The organism is Streptomyces sp. NPDC005898 (genome assembly GCF_040629635.1).
GTDB lineage: Bacteria > Actinomycetota > Actinomycetes > Streptomycetales > Streptomycetaceae > Streptomyces.
Map to the genome: position 1 here is coordinate 21047 of NZ_JBEXWC010000025.1, position 16867 is coordinate 37913.

Annotated in this window: 13 protein-coding genes; 7 read left to right on the forward strand and 6 right to left on the reverse strand. The window is 72.5% G+C overall.

Annotated features, from left to right (window positions below; genetic code table 11):
* Positions 1-264: 264 nt before the first annotated feature.
* From ABZ385_RS27060 to ABZ385_RS27070, 3 genes are all read right to left on the reverse strand, one after another.
* Entirely contained in the window at positions 265-1260 is a 996-nt protein-coding gene (locus ABZ385_RS27060) for a DNA-3-methyladenine glycosylase 2 family protein (protein WP_358913595.1), read from the reverse strand.
* Between the two features lie 96 nt (positions 1261-1356).
* Positions 1357-2439, reverse strand: coding sequence for an NDP-sugar synthase (locus ABZ385_RS27065; RefSeq protein ID WP_358589081.1), 1083 nt, complete (start codon positions 2437-2439; stop codon positions 1357-1359).
* A gap of 105 nt (positions 2440-2544) precedes the next feature.
* Positions 2545-3906 carry a peptidoglycan recognition protein gene (locus tag ABZ385_RS27070; RefSeq protein ID WP_358913596.1) on the reverse strand — a complete coding sequence of 454 codons (1362 nt, stop codon included), beginning with the start codon at positions 3904-3906 and terminating at the stop codon, positions 2545-2547.
* 138 nt (positions 3907-4044) lie between these two features.
* Here ABZ385_RS27070 and ABZ385_RS27075 point away from each other — a divergent pair, with 138 nt between their 5' ends.
* The 4 genes from ABZ385_RS27075 to ABZ385_RS27090 all read left to right on the forward strand — a co-directional run bounded on the left by ABZ385_RS27075 (position 4045) and on the right by ABZ385_RS27090 (position 10149).
* On the forward strand, positions 4045-4797 hold the full coding sequence (locus ABZ385_RS27075; protein WP_358913597.1) for a TIGR03089 family protein: 753 nt from the start codon (positions 4045-4047) through the stop codon (positions 4795-4797).
* A 198-nt stretch (positions 4798-4995) separates the two neighbouring features.
* Entirely contained in the window at positions 4996-6252 is a 1257-nt protein-coding gene (locus ABZ385_RS27080) for an LCP family protein (protein ID WP_358913598.1), read from the forward strand.
* Positions 6253-6478: 226 nt separating this feature from the next.
* Positions 6479-8227 (forward strand): LCP family protein, encoded by a 1749-nt coding sequence (locus ABZ385_RS27085; protein WP_358913599.1) that lies wholly within the window; start codon positions 6479-6481, stop codon positions 8225-8227.
* Positions 8228-8328: 101 nt separating this feature from the next.
* Positions 8329-10149 carry an LCP family protein gene (locus tag ABZ385_RS27090; protein ID WP_358913600.1) on the forward strand — a complete coding sequence of 607 codons (1821 nt, stop codon included), beginning with the start codon at positions 8329-8331 and terminating at the stop codon, positions 10147-10149.
* A gap of 16 nt (positions 10150-10165) precedes the next feature.
* Here the strand turns inward: ABZ385_RS27090 and ABZ385_RS27095 are convergent, their stop codons facing one another.
* Positions 10166-11203: a glycosyltransferase family 2 protein gene (locus ABZ385_RS27095; protein ID WP_358913601.1), complete on the reverse strand. Its 1038-nt coding sequence runs from the start codon at positions 11201-11203 to the stop codon at positions 10166-10168.
* Between the two features lie 205 nt (positions 11204-11408).
* Here ABZ385_RS27095 and ABZ385_RS27100 point away from each other — a divergent pair, with 205 nt between their 5' ends.
* Positions 11409-12893, forward strand: coding sequence for an LCP family protein (locus ABZ385_RS27100; RefSeq protein WP_358913602.1), 1485 nt, complete (start codon positions 11409-11411; stop codon positions 12891-12893).
* A 17-nt stretch (positions 12894-12910) separates the two neighbouring features.
* Here the strand turns inward: ABZ385_RS27100 and ABZ385_RS27105 are convergent, their stop codons facing one another.
* Positions 12911-13492, reverse strand: a complete 582-nt coding sequence (locus ABZ385_RS27105) for an acyl-CoA thioesterase (protein ID WP_358913603.1) — start codon at positions 13490-13492, stop codon at positions 12911-12913.
* Positions 13493-13621: 129 nt separating this feature from the next.
* Here ABZ385_RS27105 and ABZ385_RS27110 point away from each other — a divergent pair, with 129 nt between their 5' ends.
* Both ABZ385_RS27110 and ABZ385_RS27115 read left to right on the forward strand, forming a co-directional pair.
* Entirely contained in the window at positions 13622-14989 is a 1368-nt protein-coding gene (locus ABZ385_RS27110) for an LCP family protein (protein ID WP_358698271.1), read from the forward strand.
* Positions 14990-15100: 111 nt separating this feature from the next.
* Positions 15101-16288 carry a dipeptidase gene (locus ABZ385_RS27115; protein ID WP_358913604.1) on the forward strand — a complete coding sequence of 396 codons (1188 nt, stop codon included), beginning with the start codon at positions 15101-15103 and terminating at the stop codon, positions 16286-16288.
* 120 nt (positions 16289-16408) lie between these two features.
* Here ABZ385_RS27115 and ABZ385_RS27120 read toward each other — a convergent pair whose 3' ends face one another.
* Positions 16409-16813 (reverse strand): VOC family protein, encoded by a 405-nt coding sequence (locus ABZ385_RS27120; protein ID WP_358587396.1) that lies wholly within the window; start codon positions 16811-16813, stop codon positions 16409-16411.
* Positions 16814-16867 lie beyond the last annotated feature (54 nt).

Sequence of the window (16867 nt, forward strand, 5' to 3'; positions counted from 1 at the left end):
TTCGCGCAGTTCCCCGCGCCCCTGGAGGGGCCTTCCCGCCGTGTGATTGTGCGGGTGCGTGGGGGTTGTTCGCGCAGTTCCCCGCGCCCCTGGAGGGGCCTTCCCGCCGTGTGATTGTGCGGGTGCGTGGGGGTTGTTTGCGCAGTTCCCCGCGCCCCTGGAGGGGCCTCTCGCCGTGGGTTCGTGCGGGTGCGTGGGGGTTGTTTGCGCAGTTCCCCGCGCCCCTGGGATGTCCTGCCGGCGTGGGATTGTGCGGGGGGGGGGTTAGAGCAGGGCGATGTTTGTTTTGCGCATTCGGGGGGCTCTGCGGGGTGGGGTGTGGCCGCTCAGGAGGATCAGGCGGGTGGCTCGGTGGCGTTGGCCCGGGTAGGGGGACAGGAGGGCCAGCATCGCCTCGTCGTCCGCGTCGCGGTCGTTCGCCAGGGCGTGGCCGATGATGCCCGGCAGGTGCAGGTCGCCGACCGTCACCGCGTCGGGGGCGCCGTTGCTGCGCTGGACGGTCTCCGCCGAGGTCCAGGGGCCGATGCCGGGGACGGCCTCCAGGCGGGTCCGGGCCTCGGGCGGTTCCATCGCCGCCGCTTCCTCCAGGCGGCCCGCCACCTTCACGGCGCGCAGGATCGTCGAGGCCCGCTTGTTGTCCACGCCCGCCTTGTGCCACTCCCAGGAGGGGATCAGGGACCAGGTGCGGGGGTCCGGCATCACGTGCATCCGGGGGGCGGGGCCCGGGGCGGGCTCGCCGTGGCCGCTGACGAGGAGGCGCCAGGCGCGGTAGGCCTCGTCCGCCGTGACCTTCTGTTCCAGGATCGAGGGGATCAGGGACTCCAGGACCAGGCCCGTACGGACCAGGCGCAGCCCCGGCCGGCGGCGGGCCGTCGCGGCGACCAGGCGGTGGCGGGGCACGAACGCCGAGGGGTCGTCCGACTCGCCCAGGAGGGTGGGCAGGCGGTCGAGGACCCAGTCGGCGCCCGGCCCCCACGCCTGCGCCTCCACGGTGCCGGCGCGCTGCGCCACGCGGAGGGTGCCGGGGCCCTCGGGCGTGCGGGCGGTGCGCCAGACCGAGCCGTCGGGGGTCATGCGGAAGGTGGGGTCGGCGGGGCCGCGTCGCAGCGGGCCGAGGGTCACGCCCAGGTCCAGCGGGAAGGGCGGCCGCCACGCGCGCGTGCGCGGCGCCGCGGCCTGCCGGGGGACGCCCGCCGGTACGGCCGTCTCGCCGCCGCGCACAGAGGTGCGGGAGGGGCGCGGGGCGAAACGGGACGACATCTTTACGAGGGTAGGCGACGCGGGGCCGCGCCGGTGGCCGTCACCCTGTGCCGAGCCGGCGAGCGGGGTCGCCGGCCGGGTCGGGAGCGGCGTGGCTCACTGGTCCGAGGAGAAGCGGACCGCCCCCGCGGGGAGGGTCGCCCCGCACCAGACGCGGACGCCCTCGCGCAGTTCGTTGTCGGCACCGACGCTCGCTCCGTCGCCGATCACCGCGCCGGTGAGCACCGCGCGGGCGCCGACGCGGGCGTTCACGCCGACGAGACAGTCCGTGATCACCGCGCCCGGTTCGACGACGGCGCCGGCCAGGACCGCGCTGCCGCGGATCCGCGCGCCCTCGCCGACGCGGGCGTTCTCGCCGATGACGGTGCCGCCGGTGAGCTTGGCGTCCGGGGCGACGGCGGCGGTGGGCAGGACGAGGCTCTCGCCGCGCCGCCCGGGGACGGCCGGGGAGGGGGCGCGGCCGAGGACGAGGTCGGCGGAGCCGCGTACGAACGCCTGGGGCGTGCCGAGGTCCAGCCAGTACGTGGAGTCGACCATGCCCTGGAGGTGGGCGCCGCGGGAGAGGAGGTCGGGGAATGTCTCGCGTTCGACGGAGACGGGCCGGCCCTCGGGGATCGTGTCGATGACCGAGCGGCGGAAGACGTAGGCGCCCGCGTTGATCTGGTCGGTGACGATCTCCTCGGGGGTCTGCGGCTTCTCCAGGAAGGCCGTGACCCGGCCGGTGGCGTCCGTGGGGACCAAGCCGTACGCCCTCGGGTCCGCGACCCGGGTCAGGTGCAGGGAGACGTCGGCGCCGGACGTCTCGTGCGTGGCGACCAGGGCGCGGATGTCCAGGCCGGTGAGGATGTCGCCGTTGAAGATCAGGACGGGTTCACCGGGCCCCGAGCGCAGCCGCGACGCCACGTTGCGGATGGCGCCGCCCGTGCCCAGGGGCTCGGTCTCGGTGACGTACTCGATGTGCAGGCCGAGCGCGGAGCCGTCGCCGAAGTACGGCTCGAAGACCTCGGCGAGGTAGGAGGTGGCGAGGACGATGTGCTCCACGCCCGCCGCGCGGGCCCGTGCCAGCTGGTGGGTGAGGAACGGGACGCCGGCCGCCGGGACCATCGGTTTGGGGGTGTGGACCGTGAGCGGCCGCAGCCGGGTCCCCTTGCCGCCGACCAGGAGGATCGCTTCTGTCACCTGTCGTCTCTGCTTCCTGCTGGGGCCGGCCGAACGTGGGTTTCGGCCGGCCAGTGTATGCAGACGGATGTGCAGATGGTGCCGTTCACGCGGTGCGGCCCGGCGTCAGCGGCCCTGCATGCGGGCCGAAGCGGACCGAGCGGTTCCGAGCTTGCCGTACAGGCGGCTGCCGGGGCAGTCGGTGGCGAATCCGTCCCGGTGACCCGAGATCACCCGGAGTCGTACCTCTGTTCCCTTCTTGTAGAGATTGCCGCCGCCGGACGTCAGGACGGTGGTGCCGCTCGGGTCGGCGCCGTACAGGCCGAGCTTCCACGCGGTCAGCCGGGCGATGGCGTTCACGGCCGCCTTCGGCGGATTGGACCTGCTGTACGTGCCGAGGACGGCGATGCCCGTGCTGTTCGCGTTGAAACCGCGAGTGTGGGCCCCGAGGACCGGCTTGGCCACACCTCCGGCACGTCCTTCGTAGATGTTTCCGCACTTGTCGACGGCGAAGTTGTAGCCGAAGTCGCGCCAGCCGCTGCTCTTGACGTGGTAGCGGTAGATGCTGCGCAGCACGGACCCCGCCTGTGAGCAGCTGTAGTTGTTGCCGGACGCGCTGTGGTGCACGAAGGCGGCCTTCACCGTCTTGGTGTACGCGAAGTTCTTCTCGCGGATCCGCTCGTCCGCGCCCCAGCCCTTGCGCGTGATGATGCGCGGGCGCGGGCCGATGTAGGGCCGCGCCTTGGCCGCGTCCTCGGGGGCGCCGCGGGCGGCGGTCAGGTCGTCCTCCGTCTGCCGCTTGGTCAGCTCGGGGATGACGTCGGCGCCGAGCGGGGCGAGGTCGGCGTTGACGGCGGAGGCGGCCGCCGAGTCGACGGTCATGACGGTGGCCTGCGCCGCCTGGGCCTGGCTGCCGCGCGGCGGGGGCTCGTCACCCGGGTCGATCAGCTCCAGGCGCAGCCCCTCGGGGAGCAGGGACTCGGCGGGGCCACGGCCCGTACGCCGGTCGGACTGTGCCCGTACGCGGATCTCCACGCCGTCGGAGTGGCCGACCCACAGGGGCGCCGTCGAACCGCGGGCCTTGCCGGTGCCGCCCTCCAGGGTTCCCGGGTCGGCCGCGTGTTCGTGGTTGTGCGTCTCGACGCCCTGCCAGCCGGACCAGGTGCGGGTGCCGCTCGCCCGGGTGCGGACCTGCACGGTGCCGTTCAGTTCGTCGGCCGGGTCGTCCCAGACGACGCCCACCAGGGAGAAGGGGCGGACATCGCGCCGGGCGAGGCCCTGTTCGCGGTCGGCGGGGCCGAGCGAGCGGTCAGTGCCGAGCGGGGCGAGCGGCAGCGACTGGGTGCTGCCGGGGATCGCCTCGGCGGGTGGTCCGGCGGGCGGCACGCCGGGGGTCGCGGCCCAGGCGCCGGACGAGGGCAGGGTGAGGGGCAGGGCCAGTGCGGCCGCGCAGGTGACACCGATCGAGGAAGCAAGGAATCCACGCATACGTCCGATCGTCGGCATACCGGAACATATCTGTCCATCGGGGAATTGACGGACCGTCGGCCGGGAGCGGCCGTACCGGCGGCCCGCGCTCCCCCGCCACCCCCGGCGGCGCGCCGTCGCCCGCGTACCCTTGCGCCCGTGAACGCCAACGACCGCACCCCCGCCGACCTGCTGCGATCCGCGCTCGCCGCGGATCCCGGCCGCCCCCTGGTCACCCTCTACGACGACGCCACGGGCGAGCGCGTGGAATTGTCCGTCGCCACCTTCGCCAATTGGGTGGCCAAGACCGCCAATCTGCTCCAGGGCGACCTCGCCGCCGAGCCCGGCGACCGGGCCGTGCTGCTGCTGCCCGCGCACTGGCAGACGGCCGTGTGGCTGCTCGCCTGCGCGTCGGTGGGCGTCGTCGCGGATGTCGGCGGCGACCCGGCCGCGGCTGATCTCGTCGTCAGCGGCCCCGACGCGCTGGAGGCCGCCCGCGCCTGTTCCGGGGAGCGGATCGCGCTCGCCCTGCGGCCGCTCGGCGGGCGCTTCCCGCAGCCGCCCGAGGGCTTCACCGACTACGCGGTGGAGGTGCCGGGCCAGGGCGACCGGTTCGCCCCCTACGCGCCCGTGGACCCGGACGGGCCCGCGCTCGCCGTCGGCGGCCTGGAGCTGACCGGCGCGCAGCTGGTGGAGCGGGCCCGCGCCGACGCGGCGCGCCTGGGCGTCGGGCCGGGCACGCGGATCCTGTCGGGCCAGTCGTACGCGACCTGGGAGGGCCTGAGCCACGGCCTGTACGCGGCGCTGGCCGGGGGCGGCTCCGTGGTGCTGTGCCGGCACCTCGACCGGCTCGCCGAGGGCGGCCTGGAGAAGCGGATCGCGGACGAGCGGGTGACGGTCACCGTGCGGTGAGCCTCGCGGGGCCCGGGCGCGCTCCGGACGGGCGGCCGCGCCTGCCCTTCGGGGCCGCCCGGTTCCCCGTGCCCCTTGGCGGCGCGTCGCCCGTTCGGCGTACAGCGGGACCGGGCCCAGAGGCCCCCCGCCCCGCCTCGGGCCATGGTCGTAGGGACGCACCATGCGCCGAGGCAGCCAGGAGGGGTGGACGCAGACGTGACCGACACCGCGGGCCCGCCCGAGGGACCGGACGAGCCGCCGGCCCCCCGGTCCGGTGCGCCCGGGCCGCAGGGCACGTACGGCCCCGGGGCGGGTGCGAGCCCCTCCGGGGCGGGTGCGGCGCGTCGCAGGAACCGCTGGCTGGGCGCTCTCGCGCTCGGGGTGTCCGTGCTGGTGCTCGCCGCCGGGGGCGCGGGCTGGGTGGCGTACCGGAAGCTGGACGGCAACATCACGCGGGACACCGACGCCGCCGCCGAGCTGGAGCGCTACGAGAAGGAGCGGCCGACGCCGCTGGTGCACGACGCGCAGAACATCCTGCTCATCGGCTCCGACACGCGCGCGGGCGAGGAGAACCGCAAGTACGGCAGGGACGCGGGCACCCAGCGCTCGGACACCACCATCCTGCTGCACCTGGCCGCCGACCGGCAGAGCGCCACCGCCGTGTCGATCCCGCGCGACCTGATGGTGGACGTCCCCGGCTGCCTCAGGCCGGACGGCTCGCGCACCCGCGCCCAATTTGCGCAGTTCAACTGGGCGTTCGAACTGGGCGGGACGGCCTGCACGATCCGTACCGTCGAGAAGCTGACCCGCATCCGCGTGGACCATCACATGGTCGTGGACTTCGCCGGGTTCAAGGACATGGTCGACGCGGTCGACGGCGTACAGGTCTGCGTCAAGGCGCCCATCGACGACGAGGACGCGCAGGTGCGGCTCGCCCCCGGACCGCGGACCCTGGACGGCGAACAGGCCCTCGGATACGTCCGCGCCCGCAAGAGCCTCGGCAACGGCAGCGACACCGAGCGGATGGACCGCCAGCAGGAGTTCCTCGGCGCGCTAGTCAACAAGGTGCAGAGCAACGACGTCCTGCTCAACCCGACGAAGCTCTACCCGGTCCTCGACGCGGCGACCTCCTCGCTGACGACCGACCCCGGGATCGCGAGCCTGCGCGGGCTGTACGAACTGGTGCGCGGCATGCGCGACATCCCCACGGAACGGGTGCAGTTCCTCACCGTCCCCCGGAAGTCGTACACGTACGACGCGAACCGCGACGAGCTGGTGGAGCCGGCGGCAGAGCAGCTGTTCACGCGGCTGCGCGCGGACACCCCGGTCGCCGTGATCCCGGAGAAGCCGGTGAAGCCGGCGCCGAGCCAGGAACAGGTGCGCGGTGACGGGAAGCCGGACGAGCCCACGCATACGCCCTCACCGGCGCCGACATTCCGGGGCAACACCGCCGCGGAGGCCGCCTGCGAGTAAAGCGATCCCCAAAGGAAGGCCGCCCGTGACCAAGAAATGGGGCGGATTGCCCAGTTGTAGGGGAGTGGAATTTGTCACCGGCGTCGTCCGGCGCTGAACTGGGCGGATAGTGTGAGCGATCCGGTGCATCGGGCCCTTGGGGCCGCGCACCGCCGGACCGACTGACCGAGCGCCTTCTTGAGGGGGGTAAGGCGCCGCGTGGCCCCGACGGAGGACGCAGAAAACCGTGGACGCGCAAGGCCGTGGGCGGGCAGAGAACATCGACCCCGCAGACCAGTGGGTGCTCAATCCGGACACGGGTGATTACGAGCTGCGACTGAGTCCTTCCACAGAGCAAGGACCTTCGACGGTCCCGGGGCCCCGTAAGGCCCCCTCCCGGCAGGGCGGCCGCGGCCGCACCCCGACGGGCCGCGACCGTGAGCGCCCGCGCCCGGGTGAGCGCGACGCGCGCCGCGAGGTGCCCGGGCAGCGCAGGCGCCGGGGCAAGGAGCCGGAGGCGGCCGGCGGTCGACGCAAGCAGAAGCCGAAGAAGTCCGCGGGCAAGAAGGTCATGGTCTGGACCGGCGGCACGCTGGCGTTCCTGCTGGTCTCGGGGTGTGTCGGCGGGTACCTCTACTACCAGCACCTGAACGACAACATCACGTCGATCAACGACGACGGCGCGGGCACCGGCGGCTTCAGCAAGGACCGGCCCATCAACATCCTGGTGATCGGCACCGACAAGCGCAGCGGCAGCGGCAACAAGGGCTACGGCGACGAGGGCAGCCTCGGCCACGCGGACACCACGATCCTGCTGCACGTCTCGAAGGACCGTACGAACGCGACGGCGTTGAGCATCCCGCGCGACATGATCACGGACATCCCGGACTGCCCCACCACCATGGAGGACGGCAGCCAGAAGACGATCCAGGGCTCGCAGAACGTCCGCTTCAACGAGAGCCTCGGCCAGGGCGAGCGCACGCCGAGCTGCACGATGCGCACGGTCACGAAGATCACCGGGATAAAGCTCGACCACTTCATGGTGGCCGACTTCAACGCGGTCAAGACGCTCTCCAGCGCGGTCGGCGGGGTGGAGGTCTGCCTCGCCAAGGACATCGACGACCCCAAGTCGCATCTGAAGCTGTCCAAGGGCAAGCACACGGTCGAGGGCGAGCAGGCGCTGGCGTTCGTGCGCACGCGGCACGCGGTGGGCAACGGCGGCGACTTGAGCCGCATCGCGCTGCAACAGCAGTTCCTCAGCGCCCTGATGCGCAAGCTGAAGTCGAGCGACACCCTCACCAGCCCGAAGAAGATGTTCTCCCTCGCGGAGGCCGGCACCGAGGCCCTCGCCGTCGACTCCAAGATCGCGGACATCATGAAGCTCCGTGACCTCGGCATGGAGTTGGGCAGGCTCGACATGAAGAACCTGACCTTCGCCACGCTGCCGGTCAAGGACAACCCCGCCGAGAAGACCCCCGTCACGGTCGTCCCCGACCCGCCCAAGGCGGAGCCGCTGTTCGCGATGTTGCGGGCCGACCAGTCGCTGACCGAGGTCAAGAAGAAGCAGAAGAAGGAGAAGGCCGCGGTGGCCGCCCGGCTCAAGGGCCCCAAGGCCGACGCCGCCGACGTGCGCGTCGACATCTTCAACGGCAGCGGCAAGACCGGCGCCGCTCAGACGACTCTCACCTGGCTGCAGAACAATGCGGGCGTGCTCAAGTCCAGCCAGCAGGGGAACGCGCCGTCGGTCATCGACAAGACGACGCTGGAGTACGGGTCGGCCCAGGCGGACCAGGCCCGTCGGCTCGCCGCCATCATGGGGCTGCCCGCCTCCGCCATGAAGCCGGGCAAGAGCGAGAAGAACGCACAGGGGCTCCCTGCCCTGAAGCTGACGCTCGGCGGCGACTTCGAGGGTGCGGGGGTGCCCATCGCCCCGCCGTCGAAGGCGCCGGACGGGGTCCAGAAGGTCGAAGCCGACAAGACTGTGTGCGCGAAGTGACCTGAAGCGGTCGTTCTGCGTCTAACAACGCGCCGAGGGCACATGGGCCAAGGCGAAGCGGAGCGGCCGCGGTGCAGGGACAGGGCGGGGAGGGGCTGGGGATGAGGCAGAACAGCGTGCGTAAGGAGGGGGCTCGACCACGAGCCCCGCACGCAAGTGATCACGGCTGGGACGCAGGTCAGCAGGACGGGGAGCGCTCCGACGAGCCCTCGTCCGACGCCGCCGCACGCTCGGACGGCGGCGGGCGCTCCGGTTCCGCCGCACGCTCGGACGGTGCCGGGCGCTCCGGTTCCGCCCGGCGCTCCGGTTCCGCCGGGCGGTCGGATTCCGGCGCGCGTTCGGAGATGCCCTCGGCGGGTGCCGGCGCGGCCGCCCGGGGCGATGGCCGGCCGCCCGGTCACCGGCGGCGGCGCGGCGCGGGCGGTGGGGGTCGCCCGCCGCGCCGCAAGCGCCGCGTCCTGCGCTGGTCGGCGACGATCCTGTCCGTCCTGATACTCGGCACGGCCGGCGCCGGATACCTGTACTACCAGCACCTCAACGGCAACCTGGAGACCGACGACCTGAACCTCGGCGAGCACCGGGCCCCCGAGCCCACGCCCAACGCCGCCGGGCAGACGCCGCTGAACATCCTGCTCATCGGATCGGACGCACGGGACTCCAAGGCGAACCAGAAGCTCGGCGGCGCCAAGAACACCTTCGGCTCGCCGCCGCTCGCGGACGTACAGATGCTGCTGCACCTCTCGGCCGACCGCAGCAACATGTCCGTGGTCAGCATGCCGCGCGACACCCTGCTCCAGATCCCCAAGTGCACGGACCCCGACGACGGCGAGGTCTACCCGCAGACCGGGCCGCGGTTCATGACCAACGAGTCCCTGGGCCGCGGCGGCCCCGGCTGCACGGTCGCCACCTGGGAGAAGCTCACCAACATCCACATCGACCACTTCATGATGGTCGACTTCTCGGGTGTGGTCTCCATGGCCGACGCCATCGGCGGCGTACCGGTCTGCGTGGACCGGAACATCCACTCGCGCGACAGCCAGGGCCACGGCTCGGGTCTGAAGCTGAAGAAGGGCACCACGGAGGTCAAGGGCGAGCAGGCCCTGCAGTGGCTGCGCACCCGCTACGGCTTCGAGGGCGGCACCGACATCAGCCGCGCCAAGGCCCAGCACATGTACATGAACGCGCTGGTCCGCAAGCTCCGCGAGAACACCGGCCTGACCAGCCCCAACCAGCTGCGCAAGCTCGCCGAGGAGGCCACGAAGGCGCTGAAGGTGGACGACGGCCTCGGCACCATCAAGAAGCTGTACGACCTCGGCAACGAGCTGAAGAAGGTCTCCCCCTCCCGCACGACGATGACGACCATGCCCTTCGAGTACGTCGGCGCCCGCGTCGTCCCCAAGCCCGGCGACGCCGAGCAGCTCTTCCGGCTGGTGCGCGACGACATCCCGCTGGACGGCAAGGGCAAGAAGAAGAAGGCCGAGGAGAAGCTCTCGGACGACCCGGCGGCCGCCGACGACCAGATCGCGATCCAGGTCCAGAACGGCACCCGGACCGCCACGGAGCCGCCGACCTCCGGCCGGGCGAACACCGTGGCGCAGCTCTTGACCGGCAAGGGCTTCAAGAAGGCCGCGCCGGACACGACGACGGTCCTGACCGAGGGCAAGACCGTCATCCGCTACCCGTCGGCCGAGCTGGAGGGCGACGCCCAGCGGATCGCCAAGGCGCTGAAACTGCCGCTGAGTTCGGTGAAGAAGTCCACGGACGTCTCCGGGGTCACTTTGATCGTCGGCGCCGACTGGCGCGAGGGCGACAAGCCGCCCAAGCCCTCGAAGAAGGACGACAGGACGCCGGATTCGGCGGACGCGCTCAGCGGGTCCGACAAGAAGGCGTGCATGAAGGTGGACCCGGACTTCTCCTGGTAGCCGCCCCAACGAACCGTCAGGCCTCCTGGGTCTCCCCCAGGACGGCCGGACGGCGCGAGGCGATGACCTTCCTGGCGAGCGAGCGCGGGCTGGTCAAGAAGCCCCAGCCCCACGACATGTGCATCGTCGCGAGCGCCACCGGGATCTGGAGCCGTGCCTTCAGGGGCAGGCCCTTGCCCGCCGGGACGGAGCCCGCGACGATCGCCGCGAGGTAGCCGCCGGGGATCACCAGGCCCCACGGCGTCAGCGCCGCGCCGACCACCAGGCCGGCGGCTATCGCGCAGAGCGCGGTCGGCGGCGCGAGGTAGCGCAGGTTGATGGAGCCCTCGTGGTAGCGGGCGACGACGTGCCGCCAGCGGCCGTAGTCCTTGTACTGCTTGGCCAGCGCCTTCACGCTCGGGCGCGGGCGGTAGGAGACCAGCAGGTCGGGCGAGAACCAGATCAGGCCGCCGGCCTCGCGGATGCGGAAGTTCAGCTCCCAGTCCTGGGCGCGGATGAACTCCTCGTTGTAGCCGCCCTGCTGCTCCAGCGCCTCGCGGCGGAAGACGCCGAGGTAGACCGTCTCGGCCCGCTGGGGCTCGCCGCCGGTGTGGAAGGCGGCGTTGCCCACGCCGATCTTCGACGTCATGGCGGCGGCGACCGCGCGCTCCCAGTCGTTCTGGCCCTCGGCGTGCATGATGCCGCCGACGTTCATCGCGCCGGTCTCCTCCAGGAGGCGCACGGCGGTCGTGATGTAACCCGGCGAGAGCGCGGCGTGGCCGTCGACGCGCACCACGATCGGGTGACGTGAGGCCTTGATCGCGGCGTTGAGCGCCGCCGGCGTACGCCCCGTCGGATTCGGCACCGTGTGCACCCGCGGATCCGCCCTGACCAGCTCCGCGGCGATCTCGTCGGTGCGGTCGGCGGAGGGGCCGAGGGCGAGCACGACCTCCATCGCACCCGCGTACTCCTGCCGCAGGATCGCGTGGACGGCCTCGCGCAGATGCCGCTCCTCGTTGAGGACGGGCATGATCACGGATACGGCGGGCGGCTGCGCCCCAGACTTCGCGTTCATCACGCGTCACGTTACCGCGAATGGGGGACACGGTCGCGCGCCGCAGGGGTCGCTGCCCCGGGCCGCATTTCGTATGGGCTTACGTTTCTCGGGTTCCCCCGCTCCCGTCCCGGGCCGGCCCCGCCCCCGTCCCCGATCGTGCCGCTCCCGCCGCTCCCGCCGTCCGCCCGCAGCCATCGCCCGTCTCCGCGGAGGTGTCCCCCACGTGCCCACACCGCCCCGCCACCCCGCTCCCCCGCCGCGCCGCCCGCAGCCGCAGGGCCACAGGCCGCCCGCACGCAGGCCGGCCGCGCGGGGCAAACGGCGGCCGCGCTGGGCCATGCGGGTCACGACCGCGTGCTCGGTGGCGGTGCTCGCGGCGGCCGGGATCGGGCACACCGTGGTCACCGGTCTCGACACGGGGATCAAGCGGGTCGACGCCTTCAAGGACATGAAGAACAGGCCCGCCTCGGGCCACGGCATGAACGTCCTGCTCGTCGGCACCGACGGCCGCGACAAGATCTCCCCCGCGGACAAGCGGAAGTACCGCCTGGGCGGCGCGCCCTGCCACTGCACCGACACGATCATGATCGTGCACATCTCGGAGGACAAGGACCGCGCCAGCGTCGTCAGCCTGCCCCGGGACTCCTACGCCGAGTTGCCCGCGCACACCGACCGGATCACCGGCAAGAAGCACCGCCCGCACCCCAACAAGATCAACGCCGCGTACGCGGAGGGCGGGCCGAACCTCACGGTGCGCACGGTGGAGCACATGACCAAGGTCAAGATCGACCACTATCTGGAGGTCGATTTCACCAGCTTCATCAAGACCGTGGACGTGGTCGGCGGCGTGGAGATCTGCACCGCCAAGAACCTGGTCGACCCCAAGACCGGCCTCAACATGGGGATCGGCTCGCACGCCATGAACGGCGGCGAGGCCCTTCAGTACGTGCGTTCGCGGTACGTCGACGGGGCCTCCGACCTCGGCCGGATGCAGCGCCAGCAGCGGTTCCTGGCGGCGCTCATCGCCAAGGCGACCAGCAGCGGCGTGCTGCTGAACCCCGTCAAGTTCCGCGACGTGACGCGCACGCTCCTCGGCTCGGTGCGGGCCGACCAGGGCTTCGGGACGAGCGACATGCTGGCCCTCGGGCAGGCGATGCGGGGCTTCTCGCCGTCGTCCTCCGAGTTCACGACCGTGCCGCTGAGCATCCAGGCGCAGGTGCTGCCGGGCATCGGCTCGACGCTGAAGTGGCATCCCGTGAAGTCCGCGAAGCTGTTCGAGGCGCTGCGCGAGGACCGCCCGCTGGCCGCGCACCGCGGCCGCTCCAAGGCCGCGCTGGTGGACGTCTCACCGCAGCAGATCCAGGTGCAGGTGGAGAACGGCTCGGGGGCGCCGGGGCTCGGCAAGCGTGTCGACGCGGAGCTGCGGGCCACCGGGTTCCGCACGACGGGCCTGCCCACGGACGCGCCGAACGCGGCGACGGCACCGTTCCCGCGGACCGTCGTCGCCTACGACCCGCGCTGGGACCGCTCGGCGAAGACCCTCGCGACGGCTCTGCCGGGCTGCGAGATGCGCCAGGTCGAGCGGCAGGGCGCGGTGCTCAAGGTGATCGCGGGCAAGGACTTCAAGGCGGTACGCCCGGTGCGCGCGGAGGACGAACTCCAGGGGGAGTTCGGAGCGGTCACCGGCGACGAGGTCATCTGCCCGTAGCCACTCCGGCGCCGGCCTCAGTCGTCGAAGCCTTCCGCGGCACGCGCCTCCCGCAGCTCCTTGATCGCCCGGCGGCGGGCGAGGCGGTGGGTGCGGCGGATCTGGGCCTCCTGGTAGCGGCGGCGGTCGCGATCCGTCTCCGGCAGCACCGGCGGAACCGTCCGGGGCCTGCCGTCCGCGTCGACGGCGGCGAAGACGAGATAGGCGGAGCCGACCTGCTGGGCGGGCGTCGACTCGTTCCACCGCTCGGCCAGAACCCGCACGCCGACCTCCATGGAGCTGCGTCCGGTCCAGTTGACCTGGGCCTTCACATGGACGAGGTCCCCTACGCGGACCGGTTCCAGGAAGACCATCTCGTCCATCGACGCGGTGACCGCGGGCCCGCCCGAGTGGCGCCCGGCGACGGCGCCGGCCGCGTCGTCCACCAGTTTCATGATCACACCGCCGTGCACCGTGCCGAGGAGGTTGGTGTCGTTGTGGGTCATGATGTGGCTGAGTGTGGTGCGGGACGCCGAGGTCGGCTTGCCCGGAACCGCCTCGGGGGCCCGGTCGCGTTCCGCGGCGCCGGACGCCGCCGGGCGGGAGGCCTGATCAGTCATGCCCTCCACCCTATGCCGGGCGGATGGACGTGCCGTCCCCGGTCGCTTTGCATCAGCTCTGCAACAGGCCGGGCCCGAATTGTCGACCTCCCTGTATGTGGCGCGGTCCGGCACTGCACACTGGGCCACATGAGCGATTGGCCAGACAATCAGGCGGGCGGCCGTGGCTACGGCCGCGGCAGCGGGGACTCCCAGCCCGACGGCGCCCGCGTGATGCGCCACATCCAGCGCGGCGGCCCCGCCCGCCCCGCCGGGCCGCCGCCCGGTGGCGTCCCGCAGCAGCCCGCGTACGACGACGGACACGGCGAGCGCCACGGCGACGGGCAGCCGTACGGCGACGCCCGCGACGAGGTCTTCGAGCCCCGCGCCCCGCGCCGGGACGCGTACGGCCAGAGCCACGACAGCGGCTACAACACCGGCCAGGTGTACGGCCAGCCGGCCTCGGGTTCCGGCCGGGGCGGTGGCGCAGGCCGGGGCGGTGGCATCGAGGGGCGGTCGCGTGGCCCGCGCCCCGCGCCGGACTGGCGGCGCCGCATCAAGATCGGCTCGATCACCCTCGTGTCCGTGCTGCTCGTGACGTCCGTGGCGACGTACTTCTGGGCCGACGGCAAGCTCAAGCGCGAGGTCGACCTCTCCAAGGTCATCGAGCGGCCCGAGGGCGGCGCGGGCACGAACTACCTGATCGTGGGCTCCGACAGCCGCGAGGGCATGTCCGACGAGGACAAGAAGCGGCTCCACACCGGTTCGGCCGACGGCAAGCGCACGGACTCGATGATGATCCTGCACGTCGCGGACGACGGCGGGAACACGATGATCTCGCTGCCCCGCGACTCGAACGTGACGATCCCCTCCTTCAAGGGCGCCGAGTCCGGCAAGCTCTACCCGAACCAGGGCCGCCAGACGAAGCTGAACGCCGCCTACGCGGAGGACGGCCCCGAGCTGCTCGTGCGGACCGTCGAGTACAACACCGGCCTGCGCATCGACCACTACGCCGAGATCGGCTTCGGCGGCTTCGCGGAGATCGTGGACGCGGTCGGCGGCGTGGAGCTGGACATCCCCAAGGGCTTCAAGGACAAGAAGTCCGGCGCCGACTTCGAGGCGGGCAAGCAGACCCTCGACGGCGAGCAGGCCCTCGCCTTCGTCCGCACCCGTTACGCGCTGCCGGGCAGCGACCTGGACCGCACGAAGAACCAGCAGAAGTTCCTCGCGGCCCTCGCGAACCAGGCGGCGACGCCCGGCACCGTCATGAACCCCTTCAAGCTCTACCCCACGATGAGCGCGGGCCTGGACACGCTGATCGTCGACAAGGACATGGGTCTGATGGACGTGGCGTCCATGTTCTGGGCCATGAAGGGCGTCACCGGCGGGGACGGCAAGTCCATGAACATGCCGATCGCCGGTTCGGCGGGCGGCAACCTCCTGTGGGACAAGGCCAAGGTCAAGCAGCTGGTCAACCAGCTGAACAACGACGACAAGGTGACGGTCGCGGGCAACTGAGCCCGGAAGGGGCCCTTCGCCGTACTCCGAACGGCCCCTCCGTCGCGACCCTCGGGCTCCGGCGTGTCACGGTGGTGCACACCTGCTACCCCCGACGTCCGGAGCCCTGCCATGGCAGACCTGCAGGACGAGATCAACTCCACCGCCGAGGCCGGGAAGCTCGACGAGGCCCCCGGCCCGGACGACTCCCGGCCGGGCCCCCGGCCCGACCCGCCCGCCGGGGCGCCGAGCGATGCCGACTCCGTCGGCCCGGGGCCCGTACGGGCGGACGACACGGGGCCCGCGTGGGCGAAGGACCCCTACGCGCGAGCCCGCGCCGTGCTCGGCGAGCATCCCGTCGCCGACGGGTACTGCGGCCTGCCGGGGGCGCTGCGCGACCTTCCCTGGTACGACTTCGAGACGGGCGACAGCGGCCTGGAGAGCGACCTGCCGCGGCTGCGCGCCGGGCGGGTCGGGGCCCAGCTCTGGTCCGTGTACGTGCCGGAGCGGCTGGACGCCGACCGCGTCGTGCGGGCCACCCTCGAACAGATCGACCTCGTGAAGCACGTCGTCGGGGCGCACCCCGAGGGACTGCGGCTCGCCCGGGACGCCTCGGAGGTCACCGACGCCCGCAACTGCGGCCGCATCGCCACGCTGATCGGCCCCGCCCGCGGGGTGGCGATCGGCGACTCGCTGGGCACGCTGCGCTCGCTGCACAGCCTGGGCCTGTGCGCGCTCACCCTGCGCGGCACGGCGTGGGCCGGGCCGGGCGGCCTGTCGGCCTTCGGCGAGGAGGTCGTGCGGGAGATGAACCGGCTCGGCATCCTCGCGGACCTGTCCGGCGCGTCGGAGGCGACGGTGCGGCGGGTGCTGGCCATCTCCAAGGCGCCGGCGATCTTCGCCCGCTCCGGGGCGCTCGCCCTGCGCGACCATCGGGACAACCTGTCGGACGAGCTGCTCGCCGAGGTGGGCGCCGCCAAGGGGCTGTGCATGGTGCCGCTGGCCGCCGGGCGGACCGGCGCCTCCGTGCGCGAGGTGGCGGACCACCTCGACCATGTGCGCCGGGTCGCGGGACCGGAGTGCGTCGGCCTGTCGGGGACGTACGACACCCCGGAGGAGCACCCGGAGGGGCTGGACGACACATCGGGCTATCCGCGGCTGATCACCGAGCTGTTCGAACGCGACTGGACCGAGGCCGAGGTGGCCGGGCTCACCTGGGGGAACCTCCAACGCGTCCTGCGCAGCACGGACTTCACGGCCCGGGCGACGCGGGAGCGCAGGACGGCTTCCACGGCGAAGATGGAGCGGCTGGACGGCTAGCGGCGCTCCGGGACCTCCCTGTCAGGGCCCCACGGGGGCTTCCCCGTCAGGACCCCCACGGGGCATCCCCGTCAGGACCCCCACGGGGCATCCCCGCTAGGGCCCGCAGGGGCTTCCCCGTCAGGGGAACTTGCAGAGGCAGAACGGGTGCCCCGCCGGGTCGGCGTACACGCGGAAGTCGCGCTTGCCCCCGTCGTCGTCCAGGTCGAGGGGGCGCGCGCCGAGGGCGAGCACCTTCTCCTGGGCGGCCGCCAGCTCCTCGTCGGTGCTGCCGATGTCGAGGTCCAGGTGGATCTGCTGGGCGTTGAGGTCGGCGCGCGGCCACTCGGGCGGGCGCAGGTCGGGCACCCGCTGGAACGACATCTTGACGCGGCCGTCGGCCACCACGTCGACCCAGTCGTCGTCGCCCTCGATGGTGCCGCCCAGGATCGCGGCGTAGAACTCGGCGAGTTCGCGGGGGCGCGGGCTGTCGAAGACGATGTTGTGCAGGCGGGCGATGGGGGCGCCGTCGTGCTGGTCGCTCATGACTCCTCCTCCTTCTCGGCAGGCTCAACAGGCACAGAGGCAGAACGGGTGCCC

Bases quoted from the DNA above. Each gene is read 5' to 3' on its own strand.
- ABZ385_RS27060 (WP_358913595.1), bottom strand. From the start codon at position 1,260: ATGTCGTCCCGTTTCGCCCCGCGCCCCTCCCGCACCTCTGTGCGCGGC.
- ABZ385_RS27070 (WP_358913596.1), bottom strand. From the start codon at position 3,906: ATGCGTGGATTCCTTGCTTCCTCGATCGGTGTCACCTGCGCGGCCGCA.
- ABZ385_RS27090 (WP_358913600.1), top strand. From the start codon at position 8,329: ATGAGGCAGAACAGCGTGCGTAAGGAGGGGGCTCGACCACGAGCCCCG.
- ABZ385_RS27095 (WP_358913601.1), bottom strand. From the start codon at position 11,203: ATGAACGCGAAGTCTGGGGCGCAGCCGCCCGCCGTATCCGTGATCATG.
- ABZ385_RS27105 (WP_358913603.1), bottom strand. From the start codon at position 13,492: ATGACTGATCAGGCCTCCCGCCCGGCGGCGTCCGGCGCCGCGGAACGC.
- ABZ385_RS27110 (WP_358698271.1), top strand. From the start codon at position 13,622: ATGAGCGATTGGCCAGACAATCAGGCGGGCGGCCGTGGCTACGGCCGC.
- ABZ385_RS27115 (WP_358913604.1), top strand. From the start codon at position 15,101: ATGGCAGACCTGCAGGACGAGATCAACTCCACCGCCGAGGCCGGGAAG.
- ABZ385_RS27120 (WP_358587396.1), bottom strand. From the start codon at position 16,813: ATGAGCGACCAGCACGACGGCGCCCCCATCGCCCGCCTGCACAACATC.